The organism is Streptomyces sp. NBC_00576 (genome assembly GCF_036345175.1).
Lineage (GTDB): Bacteria > Actinomycetota > Actinomycetes > Streptomycetales > Streptomycetaceae > Streptomyces.
In genome coordinates this window covers 7,829,940-7,852,607 of sequence record NZ_CP107780.1, presented here as the reverse complement: position 1 = coordinate 7,852,607, position 22,668 = coordinate 7,829,940, and the positions used below count along the sequence as shown (strand labels likewise).

The 22,668-nt window shown below is 70.7% G+C and carries 14 protein-coding genes and 1 pseudogene; 5 read left to right on the top strand and 10 right to left on the bottom strand.

Translation table 11 applies throughout. The features are described 5' to 3' along the window. Positions 1–6: 6 nt before the first annotated feature. From OG734_RS34170 to OG734_RS34145, 6 genes and pseudogenes are all read right to left on the bottom strand, one after another. Complete coding sequence (locus tag OG734_RS34170; protein ID WP_330291277.1) at positions 7–6,786, bottom strand: SDR family NAD(P)-dependent oxidoreductase; 6,780 nt, start codon at positions 6,784–6,786, stop codon at positions 7–9. A gap of 294 nt (positions 6,787–7,080) precedes the next feature. Next, positions 7,081–8,736 (bottom strand): PfaD family polyunsaturated fatty acid/polyketide biosynthesis protein, encoded by a 1,656-nt coding sequence (locus OG734_RS34165; protein ID WP_330291276.1) that lies wholly within the window; start codon positions 8,734–8,736, stop codon positions 7,081–7,083. Between the two features lie 131 nt (positions 8,737–8,867). Further along, positions 8,868–9,482: a nuclear transport factor 2 family protein gene (locus tag OG734_RS34160; protein ID WP_330291275.1), complete on the bottom strand. Its 615-nt coding sequence runs from the start codon at positions 9,480–9,482 to the stop codon at positions 8,868–8,870. 58 nt (positions 9,483–9,540) lie between these two features. Further along, the gene (locus OG734_RS34155) at positions 9,541–10,416 is read right to left on the bottom strand and encodes an SCO6745 family protein (protein WP_330291274.1); all 876 of its coding nucleotides are present in this window, start codon (positions 10,414–10,416) and stop codon (positions 9,541–9,543) included. Continuing rightward, positions 10,413–11,693 carry an acyl-CoA dehydrogenase family protein gene (locus tag OG734_RS34150; RefSeq protein ID WP_330291273.1) on the bottom strand — a complete coding sequence of 427 codons (1,281 nt, stop codon included), beginning with the start codon at positions 11,691–11,693 and terminating at the stop codon, positions 10,413–10,415. Before OG734_RS34150 ends, OG734_RS34155 begins: the two co-directional genes overlap by 4 nt. Before the next feature lie 366 nt (positions 11,694–12,059). After that, positions 12,060–12,229 (bottom strand): annotated as a pseudogene (locus OG734_RS34145) (DUF3105 domain-containing protein); the annotation flags it as partial. 237 nt (positions 12,230–12,466) lie between these two features. Between OG734_RS34145 and OG734_RS34140 the strand changes: the two are divergent. Then, positions 12,467–13,402 carry an NADP-dependent oxidoreductase gene (locus tag OG734_RS34140; RefSeq protein ID WP_330291272.1) on the top strand — a complete coding sequence of 312 codons (936 nt, stop codon included), beginning with the start codon at positions 12,467–12,469 and terminating at the stop codon, positions 13,400–13,402. 185 nt (positions 13,403–13,587) lie between these two features. Here OG734_RS34140 and OG734_RS34135 read toward each other — a convergent pair whose 3' ends face one another. The 3 genes from OG734_RS34135 to OG734_RS34125 form a co-directional block, all read right to left on the bottom strand. After that, entirely contained in the window at positions 13,588–13,995 is a 408-nt protein-coding gene (locus OG734_RS34135; protein ID WP_330291271.1) for a MerR family transcriptional regulator, read from the bottom strand. Between the two features lie 118 nt (positions 13,996–14,113). Beyond that, entirely contained in the window at positions 14,114–15,121 is a 1,008-nt protein-coding gene (locus OG734_RS34130; RefSeq protein ID WP_330291270.1) for a DJ-1/PfpI family protein, read from the bottom strand. 213 nt (positions 15,122–15,334) lie between these two features. Then, the gene (locus tag OG734_RS34125; protein ID WP_330291269.1) at positions 15,335–16,246 is read right to left on the bottom strand and encodes a LysR family transcriptional regulator; all 912 of its coding nucleotides are present in this window, start codon (positions 16,244–16,246) and stop codon (positions 15,335–15,337) included. Positions 16,247–16,402: 156 nt separating this feature from the next. On the opposite strand from OG734_RS34125, the gene OG734_RS34120 reads away from it, so the two are divergent. From OG734_RS34120 to OG734_RS34105, 4 genes are all read left to right on the top strand, one after another. Beyond that, positions 16,403–17,338 (top strand): NADP-dependent oxidoreductase, encoded by a 936-nt coding sequence (locus OG734_RS34120; protein ID WP_330291268.1) that lies wholly within the window; start codon positions 16,403–16,405, stop codon positions 17,336–17,338. A 5-nt stretch (positions 17,339–17,343) separates the two neighbouring features. After that, positions 17,344–17,787 (top strand): SRPBCC domain-containing protein, encoded by a 444-nt coding sequence (locus OG734_RS34115; RefSeq protein WP_330291267.1) that lies wholly within the window; start codon positions 17,344–17,346, stop codon positions 17,785–17,787. Between the two features lie 78 nt (positions 17,788–17,865). Further along, on the top strand, positions 17,866–18,597 hold the full coding sequence (locus OG734_RS34110; RefSeq protein ID WP_443064972.1) for an NADPH-dependent F420 reductase: 732 nt from the start codon (positions 17,866–17,868) through the stop codon (positions 18,595–18,597). 203 nt (positions 18,598–18,800) lie between these two features. Next, positions 18,801–19,061, top strand: coding sequence for a hypothetical protein (locus OG734_RS34105; RefSeq protein ID WP_330291265.1), 261 nt, complete (start codon positions 18,801–18,803; stop codon positions 19,059–19,061). Between the two features lie 235 nt (positions 19,062–19,296). Here OG734_RS34105 and OG734_RS34100 read toward each other — a convergent pair whose 3' ends face one another. Further along, positions 19,297–22,659 carry an alpha-L-rhamnosidase-related protein gene (locus OG734_RS34100; protein WP_330291264.1) on the bottom strand — a complete coding sequence of 1,121 codons (3,363 nt, stop codon included), beginning with the start codon at positions 22,657–22,659 and terminating at the stop codon, positions 19,297–19,299. Between the last annotated feature and the right edge of the window lie 9 nt (positions 22,660–22,668).

Below are 22,668 nucleotides of genomic sequence, written 5' to 3'. Positions count from 1 at the left end.
CTCCGCTCACCTCCGGCCTCGCTTCCCGGCGGGTACCGGACGCGTTCGTACGGGACGGTCGCCGCCGGAGGCGGAACCGGAACGGGAAGCGGTGGTGACCTTGGCGGAGTCCGGAGCCCCAGCCGGGGCGGGGGCCCGGGACGGAGAGTCCGGGCGGCGGACGAGGGTCACCCCGAGCAGTTCCGTGTGCACCGACCCGTCCGGCCCCAACAGGGCTACGTCGCAGGAGACATCGAGGTCCCGTGCCGCGCCCCGGGCGAGCACCACACACCGGGCGCCCTCACCCACCGGGCCCCGGCCCGTCGTCCGGACCTCCACCGCACCCATCGGCAGGAACGCTCCGTCGTGCGCGTACTCGGCCCACTTCAGGGCGAGTTGGAGACCCGCGTCGACCGCGGCGGGATCGGTGTGCCAGCCCTCGCCGGTCCACTCCAGTTCACGTACGCCGCGTACGAGAGCGGCGGCGCCCGTCGCGGAGATCCCCTCCAGGGCGGTGATCGCGTGGAACGCCGGCCCGTGGAACAGCACGTGGCCGTCGTAGATCTCCTGGATCTCCTGGTCCGGAGGGCTGCCGAGATCCCCCACGTCGTACCGGACCGGCTCGGTGAACGGCCGGTCCGCTTCCGTCAGTACCTCGACCGCCGCCCGGTAGTGCGGCAACGCGGCATCACTGGTGAGTTCCAGGACGAGTCGCGACGACACGGGGGCCCCGGTCGGATCCGCCAGGCCCCGGACCCTGAGCCGTTGCCCCTGCCCCTGCCCCTGCCCCTGCCCCGAGGACGCGTCTGGTCCGGCGAGGCCGATCCGGCTGAGTACCTCCAGGTCACGCAGGACGAAGCCCGGTGCGTCGGGACGCCAGGCCCGGGCGGCGCCCAGGAACCACTCCATGACCAACGCCATCGGCACGACGGGGATCGCGGCGACGCTGTGGTCCACCAGATACGGGTGGGAACCGATCCCTACCTCGATGTCCCCGGACACGGCTTCCGCCGGGGGCGCGCCCAGCGAAGCGGAGACGTCCGCGTCCCCGGCGGTCAGGGTGATCCGCACCCGCGCGGGATCGGGTTCTTCGTGCAGTTCCCGGAGCAGAGCCCGGGCGCCGGCGTCCGTCGGGATCAGTGGCACGCCCTGCTCACGGAAGTGCTCCCGCAGCTCCGGTCCCACCATGCCGCCGTCCCAGGGACCCCAGGCGATCGACTTCACCAGGCAGTCCGGACGGTTCACGGCGACGGTGGACGCGACCTGCGCCAGGACCTCGTTCGCCATGGCGTAGTCGGCCTGGCCGGTGTTGCCGAAGCGACCCGTCACGGAGGAGAACACACACACCAGGTCGAGCGGATCGTCCGCCGTCGCCGCGAGCAGCGCCCGCAGTCCTTCCACCTTGGTGTCGAAGACGTCCGCGAACTGCGCGTCGGTCTTGTCGGTCAGCCGGCTGTCCGCGAGGACGCCCGCTCCGTGGACGATGCCGCTGATGGGCCCGAACTCCTCGCGCGCCGTGTCGAGAGCCCGGTGCAGTGCCTGCGGGTCGCGGGTGTCCACAGGCAGATAGCGCACCCGGGAGCCGGTCGCCTCGATGGCGTCGAGGGTCGCCCGGATCTCGCGGACCGCGAGTACCCGGACGGCTACGGCGGCCAGCTCCGCCGGAGACAAAACCGTGCCGCCCTGTCGGCGGGCCTGGGCGGCGAGCAGCCCCTTGAGCTGCTTCTCGTCCGTGGCCCCGGCCAACCCGGCTGGTTCCTCGGTGAGTTCGGTGCGGCCAAGAAGGACGATGGACGGCAGATGAGCCTCGGCCAGGGCGCGCAGCGCCACCGCCGTGACCCCGCGGGCGCCGCCGGTCGCGACGATCACGGAGTCCGGGCTCAGCGGTCCTGCGTGTTCCTCTGTTGCCTCGCCCGGTCCGGCGGGCGTGCTCTTGTCCCGCAGCGCCCAACGGGTGCCGTCGGCGCGCAGTCCGATGTCACTGGCCGAACCGCCGCGCAGCAGTTCGGTGGCGAGTACCTCGGCGAGGGCGTCGGCGTCGCGGTCACCGCGCTCGCAGTCGACGGCCTTGACCCGCGCGTCGGGCCACTCCTTCGCGGCGCTCCTGGCAAGCCCGGCCGCCCCGCCGAGCCAGGCCCTTTCACCCTGGCCGCCACCGAGCCCGAAGTCGCCTCCGGTGTCCTGGACGGTGACGAACACCCCGCCGCGGGCGGCCAGTTGCCGGGCCACGGAACGCGCCGCGCCGAAGATCTCCCGGTTGACGGAGGTCGCCGCCTCGGCGGAGGTGACGGGGCGCAGACCGGTGAGCAGCACCACGCCGCCGCCCTCCGCGTCGGCCACATCGGCCGCATCTGCCAGCAGTGCCTCCGTCACGACCGCGGCCCGGACACCGCGTTCCCCCAGCCGGTCCACCAACCTCCGGGCCACGCCTGTCCCCTCGTCGGTGACGAGGACCGGCCCGTCGCGCAGTCCCGCCAGCTCCATCCCCGGGAGCGGCGCGGCCACCATCACACTGACGGCCCGTGCCAACGGGGGTGGCGGCGGAGCCTGTTCCAGCGGGGCCTGTTCCTCGACCGCCCGGGGCGGCGGCGCGGACAGAGCGACCGGCGCGGCGCCCGACTCGGCTTCACGAAGCTTGTCGGTGATCTGCTGGAGGGTGCGCAGGGGGGCGAGTTCATGGGCGTCGACCCGGGCGAGCGCAGGCACACGCTCACGCAGGACCGACAGAATCTGCACCCGCTTGATGGAGTCAATACCGAGATCCGTCTCCAACTCCATCCGAAACTCCAGGATGTCCGCCGGGAACCCCGTCTTCTCAGCGACCACTTCCATCAGCAGTGCACCCACGTCCAGACCCGGGGCGACCGGGACTGAGACCGGGGTGGGCATGGCTGCGGGACTGTCGGACTGCTGCGCCTCCCGCAGTTTGTCGGTGATCTGCTGGAGGGTGCGCAGGGGGGCGAGTTCATGGGCGTCGACCCGGGCGAGCGCAGGCACACGTTCACGCAGTACCGACAGAATCTGCACCCGCTTGATGGAGTCAATACCGAGATCCGTCTCCAACTCCATCCGAAACTCCAGGATGTCCGCCGGGAACCCCGTCTTCTCAGCGACCACTTCCATCAGCAATGCGCCCACGTCCAGACCCGGGGTGGCGGGAGCGGTCTCCGTCGTCGTGGTGGGCGTTGGCGTCGGCGCTGTCGCCGCTTCGGCCTGTGGTGGCACCGGCGGCGGTGTGAACACCGCTGCGGGTACCGGTAGTTGAGGTGACGGCGGGATCAGGGGAGCCTGGGCCGGAAGCGGGGTGCCACCGACCGTGCCGAGGGACGATGCCTCCAGCGTCCGCAGGAACTGCACATGGCTCTCCGCCATGGTCCGCTGGAACTCCGTGTGCGCTTCGGCCGCTTGGCGCTGGGTCTCCTGGAAGGCAGACAGCCAGGGATCGGCCGGAGCCGCTCCGACGGACGGCGCCGGCGCGAACCCGGGCTCCGTGCCCACCTCGGTCAGCACTGCCGCTGGGGCGGGGACGGGGACGGGCCGGGGCAGTGCCTCCGCTCCCCCGGGCGGCGGGTAGAGCGCACCGTGGTTGGCGCCGGAGATCGGCACGGCCATCCGGGGCCGGGGCCGGGAGGGGGACTGGACCTGGGACTGGGACTGGGACTGGGACTGGGACCTGGAGCGCGAACTACCGTCGTCCTCCTCGTGCGTCTCCGACGCCCGGCCCTCCGCCCACAGTGCGTCCAGGTCCACCGCGACACCGGACACCGCCAGGGTGCCCAGGGCCTGCTGGAGCGCTGTGACGCCATGCACGCCCCGACGGTCCAGGCTGAGGGCCAGGTGTTCCCGGCCGTCGAGGATCTCCCCGGTCAGTCCGGTCAGCGTGGACCCCGCCCCGACCTCGACGAACGTGCGTACCCCCGACTGGTACATCGCCTCGACACCGGCGACGAACCGTACCGGTGACAGCAGATGACCGGCGACCCGCTCCCGGATCAGCGCGGGGTCCTCCGGGTACGGTTCCGCGTCGGCGTTGCCGTACACGTCGAGCTTCGGCGCCCGCAGGTCCAGGTCGTCCAGGAACTCCGTGAACGGCTCGACCGCACCGGCCATCAGCGGAGTGTGGAAGGCGCCCGACGCCCGCAGTCGCCGGACCGGGACACCCTGCGCCCCGAGCCTGCGCTCCAACTGGTCCACGGCGTCGGCCCGTCCGGACAGCACCACCTGGCCCGGAGCGTTGTCGTTCGCGGCCCACACCGTGTCCTCGAAGCCGTCGAGCAGCGTGGCGACGTCCTCGCGCGAAACCCCCATCACCGCGAGCATGGCGCCCGGCTCCTTACCCGCGTCACGCATCAACTCCCCGCGCCTACGGGCCAGTCGCAGCAGCACCTGCTCGTCGAGGACTCCGGCGGCGTGCAGCGCGACCAGCTCACCGAAGCTGTGCCCGGCGACGCAGTCGGGCTCGACGCCCGCCGCACGCAGTACGGCGAGCAGTGCGACGCTCTGCACGGCGAGCGCCGGCTGCGCCCACTCGGTGCGGGTGAGCAGGTCCTGTTGGGCGGCGCGGCTCTCCTCGGCGAAGGCGGGAACCGGGAACACCACCCGGTGCAGAGGGAGTTCGGCGTCGGGTTCATGCCCGGCCGCCCGGTCCCAGGCCTCCCGGGCCCCGGGGAGATGGATGGCGAGGTCGGCGCCCATACCGGTGTACTGGCTGCCCTGCCCGGAGAAGAGGAAGGCCGTCCGGCCGGGCGCGGTGGGTCCGGTGCGGTAGGTGACACCGTCCGGCGTGGTCAGCGGGCGGTCGGGATCGCGGCGGATCAGTGTGCCCAGCGACTCCAGCCGCTTCGCGAGCTCCTCGGGACCCGTGGCGGTCAGGGCGAGCCGGTACGGATCGGACGGACGGAAGGCCCGCTGTGCCGCCAACGCCGCTCCGGCCCACGTGCCGTCCGTGGCCTCTACCGCCAACTCCCTTGCCTGCGTGAGGAGTTCCTCCGCCGAGGACGCCCCGAAGACAAGCAGTTCGGTGGGCACCGTCCGGGCCGGGGGAACCGGACGGGACCGCACCCCTGGCGCGGGAACGTACTCCTCCAGCGTGAGATGGAAGTTGGTGCCACCGAACCCGAAGCTCGACACGGAGGCGCGGCGGGGCTGCGACGCGTCCTTCACCCAGGGGCGGGCCTCGGTGTTCAGGTACAGCGGGCTGTTCTCCAACTCCAGTGCGGGGTTGGGCTGTTCCACCTTGATCGTGGGCGGCAGTACCTTGTGCCGGAGCGCCATCACCGCCTTGAGCAACCCGGCCGCGCCCGCAGCCGACTTGGTGTGCCCGATCTGCGACTTCACCGAACCCAGCGCACACCACTGGCCGTCCGTACGGCCCGATTCCTGGAACACGGTGCGCAGTGCGGTGAACTCGGCGGCGTCACCGGCCGTGGTCCCGGTACCGTGCGCCTCGACGAGTTCGACGGTTTCGGGGCCGTACCCGGCGGACACGTAGGCCCGCCGCAGCGCACGCGCCTGCCCCGCGGGTACGGGCGTGTAGATGGCGCTTCCCCGGCCGTCGGAGGAACTGCCGATCCCGCGCAGCACCGCATGGATCCGGTCACCGTCGCGTTCCGCGTCGTCGAGCCGTTTCAGCGCGAACATCACCAGCGCCTCGCCGAGCATCGTGCCGTCGGCGGCGTCGGAGAACGGCCGACAGTCCCCGGAGCGCGAGAGAGCCGGGGTCTTGCTGAAGCACATGTACATCAAGATGTCGTTGAGGGTGTCGACGCCCCCCGTGATCATCAAGTCCGCGGTGCCGACGGCGAGTTCGTTGGCGGCGGCGGTCACCGCGGCGAGGGAGCTGCCGCAGGCGGCGTCCGTGGTGTAGTTGGAGCCGTGCAGGTCGAAACGGCTGGCGATCCGCCCGGCGACGACATTGCTGAGCACCCCGGGGAAGGACTCCTCCTGCCACGGCACGTAGTGGTCGGCGATCCGGTCACAGATGTCCTGGGCCCGCTCCTCCGGAATACCGCTCTCCCGCAGCGACTTCAGCCACACCGGACGCTGCATACGGTTGCTCATGGTGTGCAGGAGCTCCAGCGCGGCCGTACCCAGGATGACCCCGGTCCGCTCCCCGTCGAACCGCTCGGCTCCGCTCAACCCCGCGTCGGCCAGCACCCGTTCGGCGACCGCGAGGGCGAGCAGCTGGGTGGTGTCGGTGGCGGGCAGCGCGTTGGGCGGGATGCCGTACGCCGACGGGTCGAAGTCGATCGCGGGAAGAAACGCGCCGCGCCGGGCGTACGTCCGGTCCGGCGCGGCCGGATCGGGATCGTAGTAGTCCTCGATGAGCCAGTGGTCGGCGGGCACATCGGTGATCAGGTCCCGTCCGGTGAGAACGTTCCGCCAGAACCCCTCGGCGTCAGCGGCACCGGGAGTCAGCGCGGCGGTACCGACGACGGCGATGGGAACGTGACGCGGGCGATTCTGCCGGGCTGATCCGGTCGGCCCCGTTGAGCCGACCGCCACGGAACCGGCGAGGCCGGACGAACCGGCCGCCGCAGAAGCGGTCGCCCCGGACAACTCGGCCGGGGCGAAACCGGCGGGGCCGGAAGACTCGGCCGACGCGGAACCGGCGAGGCCGGACGACGCGACCGGAGCGAACCCGGCGGGGCCGTCCGAGCCGGCCAGCGCGGAACCGATAGGTCCGTCCAAGCTGGCCGGCGCGGAACCGGTGGGGCCTGACGAGCTGGCCGGTGCGGAACCGGTCGGCCCGGACGAGCCGGCCGGGGCGGAAGGGGTGGGGCCGGATGACGCGGTCGGTGCGGTCATGAGGGTTCTCCGTCTGCAGCATTGGGGGGATGCCGGGCGGTATGGAACGGCATGCGGGCGATACGACGGTGTTCGAGTGCTGGGCGGGGCCGGCCTCCGGAGCCGGAGCCGGAGCCGGAGCCGACCCCGCCTACTCAGGAGAGGCCGGTCGGTGCGGCGGACTGCCGGATCCGGCAGCCGAGCCGGTTGGCCCGAGGCGAGTGCCCCGGACGGTTGGCCGAGGCGGGTGGCCCCGGACGGGTGGCCCGGGGCAGTTGGCCCGAGGCGGGTGGGCCGGTGTGCGAGCCGGGGGGCTCAGGCCAGTGGCCGGGGCCGGTAGGCGAAGGCGGCGGTGGGCAATGGCACGCCGTGGCTGCGCAGTTGCTGGGCGCGCGTGACCACGGCGGCTCCTTCGAGGAGGTTGAGCGCGATCTGGACCACGGAACGGTTCTCGGGCAGCGCGAGGAAACTGCCCTTCGTCCAGCGGTTGAAGGCACCCATCGCGGGACCGCACCAGATCTGGTAGTCGGTGCGCCGGGCCGCCTCGCCAGTGATCGCCCAGCGGCTCGACTGCCCCAGATAGGAACGGAACAGCAACGCCATACGGTGCTTGGGATCCCGCTCCGCCCGGTCGAGCTGTCCCGGATCGCGGTCCTGCCAGTACTGCCGGGTGCTGCTCCACAGCTCGGCGACGGTGCCGCCCAGCACATCGCGCTCCAGCCGGCCGCGGACGTCCTCGGGGATCGCCTCCAGCGACTCGCAGGTCCGGTACACCTCGTAGAGTTGGTGGGCCCGCGCGGGGAACATCGTGCCCCGGCGCAACACCTGGAGTTTGACGCCGAGTTCGAACATGTCGGACGCGGGTGCCATGGTGACGTCCGCGACGTCCGCCTGACCGAGCAGGCCCTTGCCCTCGTCGGACAGCCCCGCCTCCAGGGCCACCTGGTTGACGGAGCCGGTGACCACGTACGCCGCGCCCATGGCGTACGCGGAGGCCAGCGCCTCCGGGGTGCCCAGGCCGCCGGCCGCGCCCACGCGCGGCGGCACCCGGTAGCCGTGCCGCGCCGCGAGTTCGGCGCGCAGCGCGAGCAGAACGGGCAGGAGTACGCCCAGTGGCCGGTTGTCGGTGTGGCCGCCGCTGTCGGCCTCCACGGTGAGATCCTCGGCCACGGGCACATGGGCCGCGAGGTCGGCCTCCCGTTCGGTGATCTCGCCGCGCTCGACGAGGACCCGGAGGACAGCCGGCGGGGCGGGCGACAGGAACTGCTCCGCGACCTCGGGCCGCGACACCTTCGCGAAGATCCGGGTACGCCGGACGATCACACCCGACGGGTCGGTGGTCAGTCCCGCCACGGCACAGCGCACCACCGCGGGGGTGAGTGCCATGAACGCGGACGCCGACACGGCGGGCACGCCCCGGGTGACGAGGAGGCCGGCCACCCGTTCCTCCAACTCCGGTTCCTGCGGGGAGTGGATCAGGTTGACTCCCCAGTTGCGTCGGTCGCCGAGCCGCGCCGCGAGGTCGGTCACGGCCCCTTCGACGGCCTGGTGGTCCAGTCCGCCGGCTCCGAAGAACCCCATGAGATCGGCCCGGGCCAGCGCGACGACCATGCGGGTGGTCGCGATGCCGTTGGCCATCTCACCGCCGACGTACGGGAATCGGACCCCGTGGGCGGTGCAGAACGAGGGATCGCCCAGCCACTCCGGGTAGAGCGGCGGCAGCGTGCCGAGGACCTGGTGCAGACCGTCGGCGGCCAGCCGGGTCCGGGCGGCCTCGGTGCCGGGGGCCAGGCCCATCCGGCCGGTGGATCGTTCCTGCACGATGTGCGCGGCTTCTCTGATGCGGTGCGCGCGCCGCACCAGGGCGTCACCCGCGAAGTCGGGGGCCCACGGGTCGATCGGCGCGGTGGCGGCGACGCCTCCGCCCGGAGTGGGTGCGCCGCTTTCGGTGAGCACACTCTCTGCAACCATGTTCCGTCCTTCGCCGGCATGGGTCGTTCCGCCGCGGCGCGCCGGTGGCAGCCGCGGTGCTGGGGAGTGAGCGGGGGCCCGCGCCGACCGGGGGGAGCGGTACGGGGCGGCGCGGGCGGTCGTGGGCGGCCCTAAGGGCCGGAGGGGGAACGGAGGACGCGGTCCTCGGTCCAGTCGATGGTCAGCTCCCGGCGGGCGAAGAGCCAGGAACCGTTGGTACGGCGGTAGGTGTCGCGGTAGCGGATGGACCGCACCCGCATCCGGTCCGGCCCGTCGGCGGGGTAGATCTCGTGCGCCAGGCAGTACGTCTCCCCGGTCGCGCTGTCCCCGGCGAGCCGGACCAGGTGGTTGCCGACGAAGTGCGTGGTGACACGACACGGCTCCAGCACGGCCAGCGCCCTCGCCCAGCCGTCGCGCCCGTCGAGCACGAGGGGCGCCCGACCGCTGCCGGCCGGCCGTACGAGCACCAGTTCACCCCCCTCGTCGAACAGTGACGCGAACAGCTCCGCAGTCCGCCGGTCGAGGGCGTACGCGTACGTGTCGACGAGCTGCCGCAGATCCATCCGGTCCCGCAGGTCCCGGAGTTCCCGTAGGTCCTGCCCGCCGTCCGCGAGGACGACGGAGTCGCCCGGCGCACGTGCGCCGAGTGGGTCGGTGGGGTCGGTCGAGTCGTCCGCGAGGGGTTCGGCCGGGTCGGCCGGGTCGCTCGGGGCGTGGGGAGAGCTCAGGTCGGTCAGGTCTGTCACGTGCTCCACCAAGCGGGTTGGGGACGTGGTCCTGGGTGGTACCTGCGTGGTACCCGGGTCAGCCGTCGAAGGGGTCCGTGGGTACGGGCAGCGGCAACCGGAGCCCGTTGATGACGCGTTCGCCGATCGGCCCGAGCAGCGCGTGGAGCCGGCGGGTGCGCGCCGGGCCCAGGGCGTTCCAGGGCGCCGCGGCGAACCGGTCGGTGAGCTCCTCCACGGTGCCCCGGGCCACTCGTCCCTCGGGGGTGAGCTGCCCGTCGGCGTCCAGCAGACCGCGCTCGCGCAGCCTTCGCTCGCCCTCGGCCCACTCCTCGTCGGTCCAGCCGCGCCGGGCCTGGATGTCCTCCCGGACCTCGCCGCCGGCCGCGGTGATGCTCACCAGCGCCTCGACACCGTCGAATCCGGCGTGGGTCAGCGCGGCGACATGCCCGTCGCCGCGGAACTCCCGCAGTGTGGTCGCCGCCTGCCACAGCGCCAGATGCGCTGCCGTGGGCCGTTCCAGGGCGGCGTTCGCGGCACCGAGCGGTCGCCCGGGCACGGTGCACGCCCCGGCGGCGTCCGTCGCGAGTGACGCGGCCTCGGCGAGTTCCGGCCCGTCGACCATGTCGCCCAGTACCGCACGCAGCGCCGCGTCCACCCCGGCCAGCCGCGCGGCCAGCACCTTCTCGGGCGCCGCCGTCTCCCACACCGCCGGGACCGCCGCGGCGACCAGACTCGGCCGGAAGTGATAGAACGCGGCGGTGACCGCGGGGGCGGTGACCGCGCCGAGCGGTGCCGCGCGTCCGCCGAAGTAGCCACGCCAGGTGCCGCTCAACCCGACGCCCCGGAAGGCCTCGTAGACCTGGGGCGCGTAGTACAGCACCACGTGGTACGGCTCCAGGACGTCGTGCAGCACCCGCGCGGGGTCCCGGCGCGCCACGGCCGGCGCGCTCATCGGGAGGCTCCTTCGAGGAGCGCCTCGCCGGCGTCGGCCGCGGAGACCGACGTAACCGCTGTTACCGCCGATTCCGCCGTTTCCGCCGCATCAGGCGCGTCCGGGGCCGCCGCCGGGAAGTGCAGCAGTCCCGGCAGCCCCCGTTTGTCGATCTCGTTGGCGATCATCAGCCGCTGGACCTCGGAGGTGCCCATCCAGATCCGGTCGACGCGCACATCACGGTAGAGACGCTCCACCGGGTTGTCCCGGATGAATCCGCGCCCTCCGAAGATCTGTACCGCCCTGTCCACGACCCGTCCGGCGGCCTCCGTGGCCGACACCTTGGCCATGGCCACCTTCGCGTTGAGTGTCTTGGGGTCCCCACCCTGGTCGATGTCCCACGCGACCCGGTGGACCAGCATGCGGTTGACGGCGATGTCCGTCGCGGAGTCCGCCAGCATGGCCTGGATCAACTGGTGCTTGATGATGGGCTTTCCGCCCTGCACCCGCTCCCGCGCCCAGTCCGCGGCCAGCCGCAGGGCACGCTCGGCGGCACCCACCGCGTGCGCCGCGACCAGCACCCGTTCCTCGAAGAACGTCGCCTGGACCAGCGCCAGTCCGTCGCCCACCGACCCGAGGACGGCGTCGTCGCCGACCTCGACGCCGTCGAGGGCGAAGTGCGGGTGCTCGAAGGCGAAGTTGTGGGAGTAGCGCGGGGTTTCGAGGAGCCGTACACCGGGCGTGTCCTTGTCGACGAGGAACATCGTCGGAGCTCCGTCGGGCTGCACCACGGCCAGCACGATCAGGTAGTCGGCCACATCGCCCATGGTCACGAACCACTTCTCGCCCGTGATGCGGTACCCACCGGGCCTGCGTTCCGCCACAGTCGCGATCCGCCGGGGATCGGAGCCTGCCTCGGGTTCGGTGATGGCCCGCGCCCCGAACCGCTCGCCGCGGTTCTCCGGGAACAGATAGCGCTCCCGCTGCTCGGGGGTCGAGGCCAGCAGTGCCGCGGCGGTGGGGCGCCACACCGCCGCCCACAGGCCGTTGGTGAGCGTCCCCAACTCCTCTTCCACGGTGACCTGTTCGGTCCAGTTCAGCCCGGCGCCACCCCACTCGACAGGCGCGTTCATCGCCTGCAGACCGCTGTCCAGCACGATCCGGCGCAGGGCGTCACGGCTCTCGGGGCCGAGGCCGCCCGCCGTCTCGCACTCGTCCTCGTAGGCCTCGATCTTCTGAGCGAGACTGACAGCGCTTTCCTTGAGCCGGACGAGACGCGGTGAATAGGAGAAATCCATCGGGAGTGCCTCTCTGGGCGTGCGAACGCGCTTGCACACAGTGGCTGTACGGGGCGGCGCGGGTCTCGCGCCTCGGCCCTTGGAACGTGTCGGAACGTGAAGAGGACCGACCGGCCCAGCCCCTGGACCGAGTAGTGCGTCCTGGCCGGGGCCGGGATACACAGCTTTTCAACAGGTCCCACCATGACCGCAACCCGTCCCGCCCGGCTACCCCCGCATGAGGGGGAAGCGGAAGAGGGCATTCGACAGAGGGGCCCTCGTTTGCCGACATCGAAGATCGTGCCGACGGGGTGTCAATGACGGAGAAACGAAGGTCGGGGCACTGGCACCATCCCGGCGAGGCCGGTCGTGGTGTCGTGGTGTTCGTCATGGCGCGGTCAGACCGCCCGTACGCGGGGCTCCCGGTTCGGGGTCTGCGGGCCCTGGACGTAGGCGGCGATGAACTGCCCGACGCGCGGGTCGGCAGCCGTGTCAACGCTGAACTGGTGTCCCCACGCGGACAGCATGATCGTCCCGGACCGGCCGGGGACGGGGCTCCGGCCTTCGAGGAAATCACCCGCGAGCAGCCCGGGCAGCAGATCCTGCCGGACGGACGCCGGACCTGATGCTGATCACCGCCCTGCGGCGGCCCAACCCGACTTGCACCTGACGCTGGCGTCAGGTTTTAGCGTGGCTGCCGTTGGCGCTCCGCAGCTCTCCACGGACGTCACCTCTCTACGTCAAAGATCTTCCGCGCCTGCTGTGAGCAGGTGCGACCGACACATGGAGTACTCATGCGCGCAGCCGTTTACCGCTCACTCGGCGGCCCGGACGTCGTCGAGGTCGCCGAGGTCGACAAGCCTGTTCCGGGCCTGAGCGAGACTCGTATCAAGGTCCAGGCGGCCACGCTCAATCCGACCGATGCGGCGGCCTGGAGCGGGGGCTACTTCCCGGCTCCGCCGGAGGGCGTCGCCTATGGTCTCGGCTGGGATGTCGCCGGCGTTGTCGACGCTGTCGGCCCGGGTATCCACTGGACGCCGGGGCAGAGCGTCATCGCGTTCAGCCACGGCTTGCCCCTGGGGCTGAACCGGGGTCAGGCCGAGTACATCGTGGTTCCTTCCCAGGCGATCGCCGCGGCGCCCGCAGGTGTCGACCCCGCCCACGCCGCCACCATCCCCCTCAACGGCCTGACCGCGGCCCAATCCGTCGAACTGCTCGGCATCCAGGCAGGGCAGACCGTGCTCGTCACCGGCGCGGAGGGGGCGGTCGGCGGCTACGCGGTGCAGCTGGCCAAGCGCCGGGGAGCTGTGGTCATCGCGAGTGACCTCTCCCCCGACGGCGAGTTCGCGACCGCGGTGGCGGGGGCGGATGTGTACGTACCGGCGTCGCAGCCACTGGTCGATGCCGTCCGCGCGGTGCGTCCCGAAGGGGTCGCCGCCGTCCTGGACACGGCCAGGCTCGGGCAGGCCCTCATCGGGGCGGTGGCGGACGGCGGCAGGTTCGTGACCACACGGCTCGACGCCCTGCCCCAGGCCGAGCGGGACATCCGGGTGCTGCTGACGCAGGTCGGCCCGGACGCGGCGATGCTTTCGACGCTGTCCGACCTGGCCGCGGCGGGAGACCTCGCGTTGCGCGTGGCCAAGACCTATCCGCTGCAGGATGCTGCGAAGGCTTACGCGCACATGACCGAGGGTGGGTTCCAGGGGCGCATCGTCCTCACCATGGAGTGAGCGCGAGGCCCGTTCGTACGGCCGGGACACGGCCGGCCGGGGCGGAGGCCCCTCCCCGGCCCGGGCGTGCCCGCAGGCGGACGAGGTTCCGCGCGCAAACGGCCCCGCCGGGGCAACGGCGGGGCCGGGCGCTGAGGCAGCCCTGCCGCACACGCCTCGTGAGCGATGTGTGCGGCAGGGCTGCCTCAGGCGGTACCGGTGGTACTGGCGGCGACGCCGGTGCGTACGGGGTGGCAGTGGTCGGGGTGGCTGGAGTCCGTCGCCACGGTGATGATCTCGTCGAGGCGGGCGCGCACCTCGGTCAGGTCGTTGATCTGACGGTCGATGCGGGCCCGTTCGGTGATGAGGCTGTCGGTGAACCCGGAGGGCGCATCGCCCTCGTTCATGCACCGCGGCAGAACCTCGCGAACGAGCCTGCTCGACAGGCCGGCGGCGTACAGCTGCTGGATCATCCTTACCCGCTCGACCGCGCCGTCCTGGTACTCCCGCTGTCCCCCGCCGGTCCGCGTGGGGCCGAGCAGCCGCTGCTCCTCGTAGTAACGCAGCGCCCGAACACTCACCCCCGCCTGTTCGGCGACCTCTCCGATCCGCATGACTGCTCCTTTGCTGGTTTTCTCGGTGCTGCGTGTCCCACCAGAAGTTATATCTGACGTCAGCGTGAGGTTTCAGCCCAACCGGTGCCGAACATCTCCTGAGCAGGGAGGGGCGGGGTCAGTGGCGCGGCAGGAGGGTGCGCAGGCGGGCGGCGTGCTCGTCGATCGACTGGGGACCGTTGCTGGTGAGCAGGCGGACGCCCTCCTCCCAGATGACCTTGATGGCGGTCGGGTTGGTGGTCGTCTCCACCTTGTAGCCGGCGTTCCTGAGGGTTTCGTCGATGAAGTAGCCCATCCGCACCTTCTTGCCGGGGATCTTGAGGTAGCCGTTGCTGAGGACGAAGAGTTCGGCGGATTTGGCGACCGTGGTCACCCGCACGCCCTTGAAGGCGTGGTCGAGGTCGGTGATGGCGGTGCCGTCAGCACCCACCCGGTACTTGGCCGAGGCCATGGCGATGGGGGCGTGGCAGATCAGCGAGATCAGCACCTGGTTCTCCCGCAGGGTGTGCAGGAGTTCGCCGAGCCAGGGGTTGTCGACGAAGTCGACCATGGGCGCGTGGCCGCCGGGCATGTGCACGAAGTCGAACGCGCTCAGGTCGAAGGCGTCCTCGGGGTCGCGGTGTCTGAGCACGAGCTGCTCGATGGACTGGTAGGTGTGCTCCGGCAGGTCCTGCATCGACTTGACCAGGTCGTCCCGCAGCACCACGACTTCCTTGTCACTGCCCGGCAGCGACTCGGAGACGGGCAGGCGGCCCAGGTAGCGGCGGGCGAGGGCGAGTTCGCTGTCCCGGCGGGCGACGAGTCCGGGCCGTTTGGCGCGGAAGGTGTCGACATCGAAGCGGAACGCCTGCGCCGCGGTGGCCGAGACCGTTGCGGAGCTGAACTTGTCCGCGGCGTGCATCGACAGGCCCAGACCGTTGATCTCCAGCTGCGGGACGAGCCCGCCGGGCGTTGCGAAGGTGAACTCGTACTCGTCGCCGAATTCCTTGAGGACCTGTGCCAGCTCGACCAGGTAGAACCCGGTGGAAACGCCGGGGTGGTCTGCCGGTTCGGTGAGCGGCAGGACAGCGGCCGACGGGATGACGATCAGTGCCTTGGGCTTGGACGAGGCGGTGGGGGTGTTCATGGCATGCCTTCTCTCGCTCTGTGGGCAAGGGGGACCGGAGGAGGGGCGCTCCTCGGAACAGGTCGTCGGGAGCGCCCGACAGCAGCCACGCTAGAACCTCACGCTAACGTCAGGTGCAAGTCCTTGCGGGTATGAGATCGAGTGGTTGGCAACCGCCGAGCACAGGCGCAGTGCAAACCGGGTACAAGCCGAGCACAAGCCGAGCGCACGTGGTTACGAGGATGTTCGTGATCCCGGGTGAAGCAGAGGCTGTCGGCCGGCAGAACCGCCCTGCCCGAGAGACGGTTTCGGCCGGCCCTCGGCCGACTGGACCGCTCGCGGCGTGCGCCGCTCCATCACGGCGTGGGCGGTCGCGGTGAGGCGGGACGCGGCTGGGCGGGCGTCGGGGAGCCAGGCCAGCACGAGTTGGGTGGTCGGGTACCCGTAGACGGACACTGCCCGTACGGTTCCGCCGAGGCGGTCGCTGACGCTGTCGCCCACGACGACCACGAGCCGGCCGAGCGCGACGCGGTCGACCATGGCGTCCAGCGCCTCGTTGGGCAGTTCCGCCTCGTACCCCGGCAGCGCCTCCACCTCGGCGAGGGTCAAAAACGGGCGGTCGGCCAGAGGGTGGCCCGCCGGGAGCAGGACGACCGGCCACTCCGGGCCGAGCTCCATCAGTTCGAGGCCGGGGGTGGCGACCGACTGGCACATGAGGGCGACGTCGGCGGTGCCGTCCCGGAGGGCACCGATCTCGTCGTAGGTGAAGACAACATCCGCGTGCACGCCGTCCGGGCCCTCCGGGCCGGCGGCGAGCAGCTCGGGCAGGATGCCGGGGGCGGCGGCCGGCCGTGCCGCGATGGTGACCCGTTGCGGCTCGGCGGCTTTACGCGTCTTGCGCAGGGCGGTGTCCATCGCCGCCAGGATCGTGCGGCACTCGGCCAGGAAGACCTCGCCCGCACCCGTCAGCGTCACCTGGCGTGTGGTGCGTTTCAGCAGGGGGACGCCCACGCGCCGCTCCAGCTGGGCGATGGCGCGGGACAGGGGCGGCTGGGTGATGCCGAGGCGTTCCGCGGCCTGGCCGAAGTGCAGCGTCTCGGCCACGGTCACGAAGTAGGCGAGCTCCCGGGTCTCCAGTTGATTCATGCATCCAAGGTATTACCTGTTGCCCAGACAGTCATTGCTCCGTAGCTGACGCCCTGGTCAGCTTGGTCGTGCGCCTCCCGGGCCCCGGCCGGTCGAGGTGCTTGCGCCGTGCCGACCCGCACGCATCACGCATCACGCATCACGAGAGGCAGAGCTGTGAAAGCCGTTCAGTACCAGAGCTTCGGTGGACCCGAGGTCCTTGAAGTCGTCGATGTTCCGGATCCGAAGATGTTCGCCGATCTCGTTCTGGTGAGAATCGAGGCAGCCGCCCTCAACCCGGCGGATCTCGCATTCCAGGCCGGATACGTGGACCCTGTCGTGGACTCCCTCTTCCCCGTGATCCCCGGATGGGATCTGGCCGGGGTCATCGAGCAGACCGGACCCGGGACGACGGGATTCAGGTCGGGCGACGAGGTGATCGGCTTCGTCCGCGACAAGGCCATGCACTACGGCACCTACGCGGAGAAGATCTCGGCGGAACCGCGCCAGCTGGTGCGCAAGCCGAGGAACCTGAGCTGGGCCCAGGCCGCCGGACTGCCGGTCGCCGGGCTCACCGCCTACCAGGCGATCGTGCACGGCCTTGAGGTGACCGCCGGCGACACCGTCCTGGTGCACGGGGCGGCGGGCGGCGTGGGACACCTCGCCGTCCAGATCGCCGTCGCGCGGGGAGCGCGGGTGATCGGGACGGGTTCCGAGGCCAGCCATGCGTTCATCGAGTCCCTGGGCGCGACGCCCGTGCTCTACGGCGACGAGCTCGTCGAGCAGGTGCGCAAGATCGCCCCGGACGGGGTCGACGCCGTCCTCGACACCGCCGGACGCGGCTCCCTGGCCACGACGCACGCGATCGCCGCCCTCGGCGCACGGGTCGCCTCCATCACACGGTCCACCACCGAGTACCCAGGGACCATCGACCTTTTCCTCCACCTCGACGGCGACGACCTGACCCGGCTGGTGGAGCTCGCCGAGGAGGGCAAGCTCACCGTCCACGTCGACCGGACCTTCCCCCTCGACCAGGCCGCGGAGGCCCAACAGCAGCTGGCCGGCGGCCACACCCGAGGCAAGATCGTCCTGGAAATCCGTAGGGAGGCCTGAGAGACATGGCCGGCAATCCAGTCATCACCGCGGTCACCGACATCGCCTCTTCCCCCGACGAGGTGTGGAAGGTACTGACCGACTTCGCCTCATACGCCCAGTGGCACCCCGTGCTGCGTTTCGTCGATATGCCGACGGAAATCCTCCCCGGAACCCAGCTCCGGGCCCAGGTGTCCACGGGAACCGAGACCGACGGCGAATACAGCTTCACGGTCGTCCACTACGAGGCACCGCGACGGCTTGCCTGGGAGGGCGGCATTCCCGACGTCCTCACGGGACGGCACTCCTTCGTCCTCGAACCATGTGACGGCGGGACGCGCTTCACGGAATCCGAGGAGTTCACCGGCACGGCAGCCGTGGAAACCGTGGAGCCCGCCCGGTCCCAGATGGAGGAGGGCTACGCGAGCTACGGCAGGGCCCTGAAAGAACGGCTCCTCACCGGGCACTGACACCCCCCACCCACTCCGTCCCCGCACCACGCCCGCGGTCCCCAGCTCCCCACGAGCCTCGGTCCGCGGGCAACGGGTGTGCCCGAAAACCCAGACTCGCCACCCCAAGGAAAAGCAATGAACAACACGCTCGGCATCATCGGAAGCGGCAACATCGGAGGCGCGGTCGCCCGCCTGGCCGTCAACGCGGGAATCGACGTGGTACTCAGCAACTCACGCGGCCCCGAAACCCTGCGAGCTCTCACCGACCACCTCGGCCCCCGGGCACGCGCCGCCACCCCGGCAGAGGCCGCCGCAGCCGGCGACTGGACGGTCATCGCCGTCCCCTTCAGCGCCGTACCCCACCTGCCCGCGCACGCCCTCGCCGGGAAGACCGTCATCGACACGAACAACTACTACCGCCTGCGGGACGGCGTCATCGCCGAACTGGAGACGGGCAGCCTGACCGCGGGACAGCTGTTCCAGCGGTACGTGCCGGGCGCACGAACGGTCAAGACGTTCAACACCATCTACTTCGAACACCTCATCTCCCTCGCCCGCCCCGCCGGGTCCCCCGACCGCAGCGCACTCCCCGTCGCCGGCGACGACGACGCGGCCAAGAAGTCCGTCACCGCCCTCCTCGACCGCCTCGGCTACGACACCGCCGACGCCGGAACCACGGCCGAGAGCTGGCGCATCCAGGACGGCAGCCCCGCCTACGTCCTCCCCTACCTGGCCGACCCCCGACTGCCCTTCTTCCGCGACCCGGGAAAGCCGGCCGGCACCAAGGAGATCCACACGGCCCTGGAACAGGCACACAACAGGCCCTGAGAAGGACGCCGCCCGACCGTGCGCCTGAGCCTGAGGTCTTCTCAACCTGGTTGAGTGCAGATCGAGTTGGCGGGAGTCCGGGTGCGGGTGGAAGTGGAACTCCTGATTGGATGAGGCTGGCGACAAGTACGAGTTGCGGCCTTGCGCCTGACCAAGATCGCGTCACAAAAACGGTAGAAGCAGGCGGACCAAGAATGGATCTCATGGGAACGACACAGGGCCGTCCGGTGGCACCCGAGGAAGACATCCAGGTCGCCTCAGGACGGACCAGGTGGTGGATGGTCGCCCTCATCCTGGGTCTGCCGGCACTTCTCGTCATCGGCTTCCTCGTCATGGTCGCTGTCTGGGTACTGGCCGACGACTCCTCCGGGACTGAGCAGCGACCTTCCCGCACTCTTCAGGTGAGCGTGGGAGACGAATGGGCCGGAAGCGCTCCTACCTCGTCCCGTACATCGACGATGTGACACCGAGGGCCTTGCCCGTACCAGCGTCTGCGCCCGCGGATTCCCTCCCTGCGGACGGCGGCTACACCTGACCACATGAACCACATGAAGCACGGAACACCACCCGAGAGGACCGAGTGACCGCTCGGGGCAGTTCGGCTGAGCCCCTATGACTATCGCTGTCGCCAGGGCGGCCCGCCCGACACGGGGGTGCGTGCCGGGCAGGCCACTGTGGTGCCACTGTGGTCCTGGCGTCCTACTTGATGCCGATCTCGGCCAGCTGCAGGCGGAACTTGGTGGACTCGTCGGACGCGGGGGCGCCGAGCTTGGTTGCCGTCAGGCGCAGGTAGCGGCCGGTGGTGGAGGTGAGGGTGTAGGTCTGGGCGGCTCCGCTCGGGTTGGACTGGCCGGTGACTGTACGGGCGGTGGTGTAGGTGCTGGATCCGTCGGGGCGGGTCTGCATCGTGAAGTCGACCGGGAAGTTCGCCGAGCCGCCGCCTGCTCCGCTGGCGTCGGTGCGCGGGTGGAGGGTGACGGAGCCGATGGCTCGGTCGGCGCCGAGGTCGACCTCGATCCATACGGGTGTGGCGCTGACGTCGGCGGCGGGGAAGTCGATGCTGGTGAAGCCCTTTGCGCCGGTGACGCTGGTGGTGGTGCCTTCCAGGATGCGGGTCTTGCCCCAGTCGCTGTTCTCCAGCGTGTAGTTGGCCGTGACAGTCGTCGCGGCGGTGGGGACGGTGAGTTCGGCGAGTTGCAGGCGGAACTTGGTGGACTCGTCGGACGCGGGGGCGCCGAGCCTGGTGGTCTGGAGGCGGAGGTGGCGGGCGGTGGTGGTCTTGAAGCCGTACGTCTGCACCAGCCCCTGGGGGTTCGCCTGGCCGGTGACGGTGCGGACGGTGGTGTAGGTGCTGGATCCGTCGGGGCGGGTCTGGATGGTGAAGTCGACGGGGAAGCCCGCCGTACCTCCGCCCGCCGCGGGCGTGTCGGTGCGGGGGAAGAGCCGTACGGCGTCCAGGTCGGTGTCGGCCCCGAGGTCGATCTCCACCCACACGGGGTTCGCGGCGACGTCGGCGGAGGTGAACTCGTTACTGGTGTATCCCCTGGCACCGCTGACGCTGGTGAGCTTGCCGTCGGTGAGCCGGTTCTTGCCCCAACTGCTGTTCTCCAGGGCGTTGTTGCTGGTGACCGTCCGACCCAGGGCCAGGTTGTCGAGGCGGCCGGTGCCCGTCGCCGCGAACGTCCACGTGCCCGGCTGGACCTTGAAGTAGACGTACGAGGAGTCCTTGCCGTCATAGCTCAGACCACTGACACTGCCGGTGGAGGAGCCGCCGGTGAAGACGGTCGTGCCGTTCGCCTTGATGACGGGCTGGGAGCCGCCGTAGGTGGGCACGCCGACGCGGGCCGTCGTGCCGCTCGGCGAGGTGAGCGTCAGGGTCACCTGGGTGCCGTCGCGGGTGATGCCGAAGCGGATGTCGCCCTGGATGGTGGGCACGACGGTGTTGATCTTCGTGAGGGTGCCGGTCTGGGGGCTGACGTCGTAGGTCTCCCAGCCCGCCGTGGTGGGGCGCACACCCGCGGCGTAGGCGGACAGCGCATACAGCGGGGCACCGTTCCAGGCATGGTTGTCGGTGCCTTCCGACTTGACCCACACCTCCCACAGGGTGTGGCAGGCGGGGTCGGCGACCTGGGCGGCGTAGCGGTTGCGCATCCGCTCCTCGGCGACGGTGGCCGCGCCCATCAGGTACAGCGCCTCCAGGACGTAGAACTCCGTGTAGGGGCTGGCGTTGAGGTGGTTGCGCAGCACGTTGGTGATCGCCGGGTAGTGGTTGGGGGTGGCCAGGCCCGCGACGACGGCGAGGGCGCCCGCCCGGTCGTCGGTGTCGCCGTTGTAGCCGGGTGAGCGGTACTCGTTCTTCGTGGAGTTCCACAGCAGGGTGTCGAAGTTGGCCTTGATGCTGTCGCGTTGGGCCTGCCATCCGGCGACGTCGCCGGTGTTGCCGCTGAGGGCCGCGAGCTTGGCGGCGGTGTCCAGGGCCAGGTAGTACCAGCAGTTGTTCAGGACCCGGGTGTCGATGTTGCTGCCCCAGTCCTGCCAGTCCCAGTCCCCGGCGCGGTGGGCCACCAGACCGTCGCTGCCCAGGCTCCACAGGTCCAGGTACTTCTTCACCGCCGGGTAGGCGGCGGTGACCGTGCTCGTGTCGCCGGTGTAGAGGTGGAACGTCCAGAACGACCACACCGAGGCGAGCATCTGGTTGGGCAGCTCGGCGGTCCAGATGGTCGAGGGCATCGGGGAGTACAGCACACCGCCGGACTCCTGCCAGGACACCAGCTGCGAGATGGCCTTCTTGCCCAGGGCGTGGGAGTTGGTGTCGAAGGTGTAGAAACCTTCCTTCAGCTGGTTGACCACGTCGCCCCACCACTGGGCGCGTTCGCGGGTCGGGCAGTCCATGTAGTTGTCCCGCATGTTGACGTACATGGTGCGGGCGGCCTTGGTCCACACGGTGTCGAAGAAGGCGTCGTTGCTGGTGAACGACCCGTCGAAGTCGGTGTCGTACCCGCTCTCCCGGTACTTGAGATCGACGATGGTCACGCCCGCCGGGATGGTGTACCGCACGGCGGTGCCGCTCATCCAGCCCAGCGCCTCGAACTCCTGGACCCCGCCGGTGCAGACGTAGGTGGCGCGGACGTTGAAGATGGTGGCCTGGTCGATGCCCACCAGGCCCTTGCCGTCGTCGTAGTGGTCGGTCTGGACACCGATCACGGCTCCGGCCGGGGCGTCGACCTTCAGATACGGCGTGACCTGGATGTTGGACGGCAGGGTGGCCGAGATGGCGGTGGAGCCCTGGCCGGTGGCCGGGAGCGAGGCGGCGTTGGTGTAGGACTTCAGGCCGGAGTAGCGGAACTGCGGGATCGGCCGCTCGACGAGGCCGTTCCAGGGAGCGCCGCCGGCGGCACCGAAGTCGGTGGGCGCGCTCCAGGCGCTGTCGTTGTAGCCGGCGGACTGCCAGTCCGTCATGGCGGTGGCGTTGCGGGCGTCGTAGTAGACGTTCGATTCCGGCAGCCGGAAGTTGACCTGGGTGCCGCTGGTGTTGTTCGAGTAGCCCGGGTGGATGGTGTGCTTCCAGCCGGTGTCGCTGACCAGCCGGGTGGTGGTGGAGCCGGTCGTGATGTCGGACTGGAACAGCAGGCCCCCCTTGCCGCTGCTGCTGTGCGAGAAGCCCTGCTTGCCGAAGTACCGCACCAGGAGTGCCACCGTGTTGGTGCCGCTGGTCAGGTACGGGGCGAGGTCGATCTCGTCGTAGTAGGTGTCCGTACGGTTCGGGCCGCGCTTGAGGCCGCCTTCGAAGACCACGAGTGTGCCGTTGACCCACAGCCAGTACTTGGAGTCGGCCGCGATCTGGGTGACGGCCTTCGAGGGTGCGGAGCCCAGGGTGAACGATCTACGGAAGGCCACCCACTGGTTCGCCGAGCTGGACGACGCCCAGATCCACTTGGCGGTCCACGAGACCGCCGCGGACGCCGCCGGCGCAAGTCCGGGGAGCACCAGGGAACCCAACGTGGGGGCGAGGGCCACGGCTATGGCCGAGCGCAGAGCAGACCGGCGCGTTACATCGTGCATCGCGGGCTC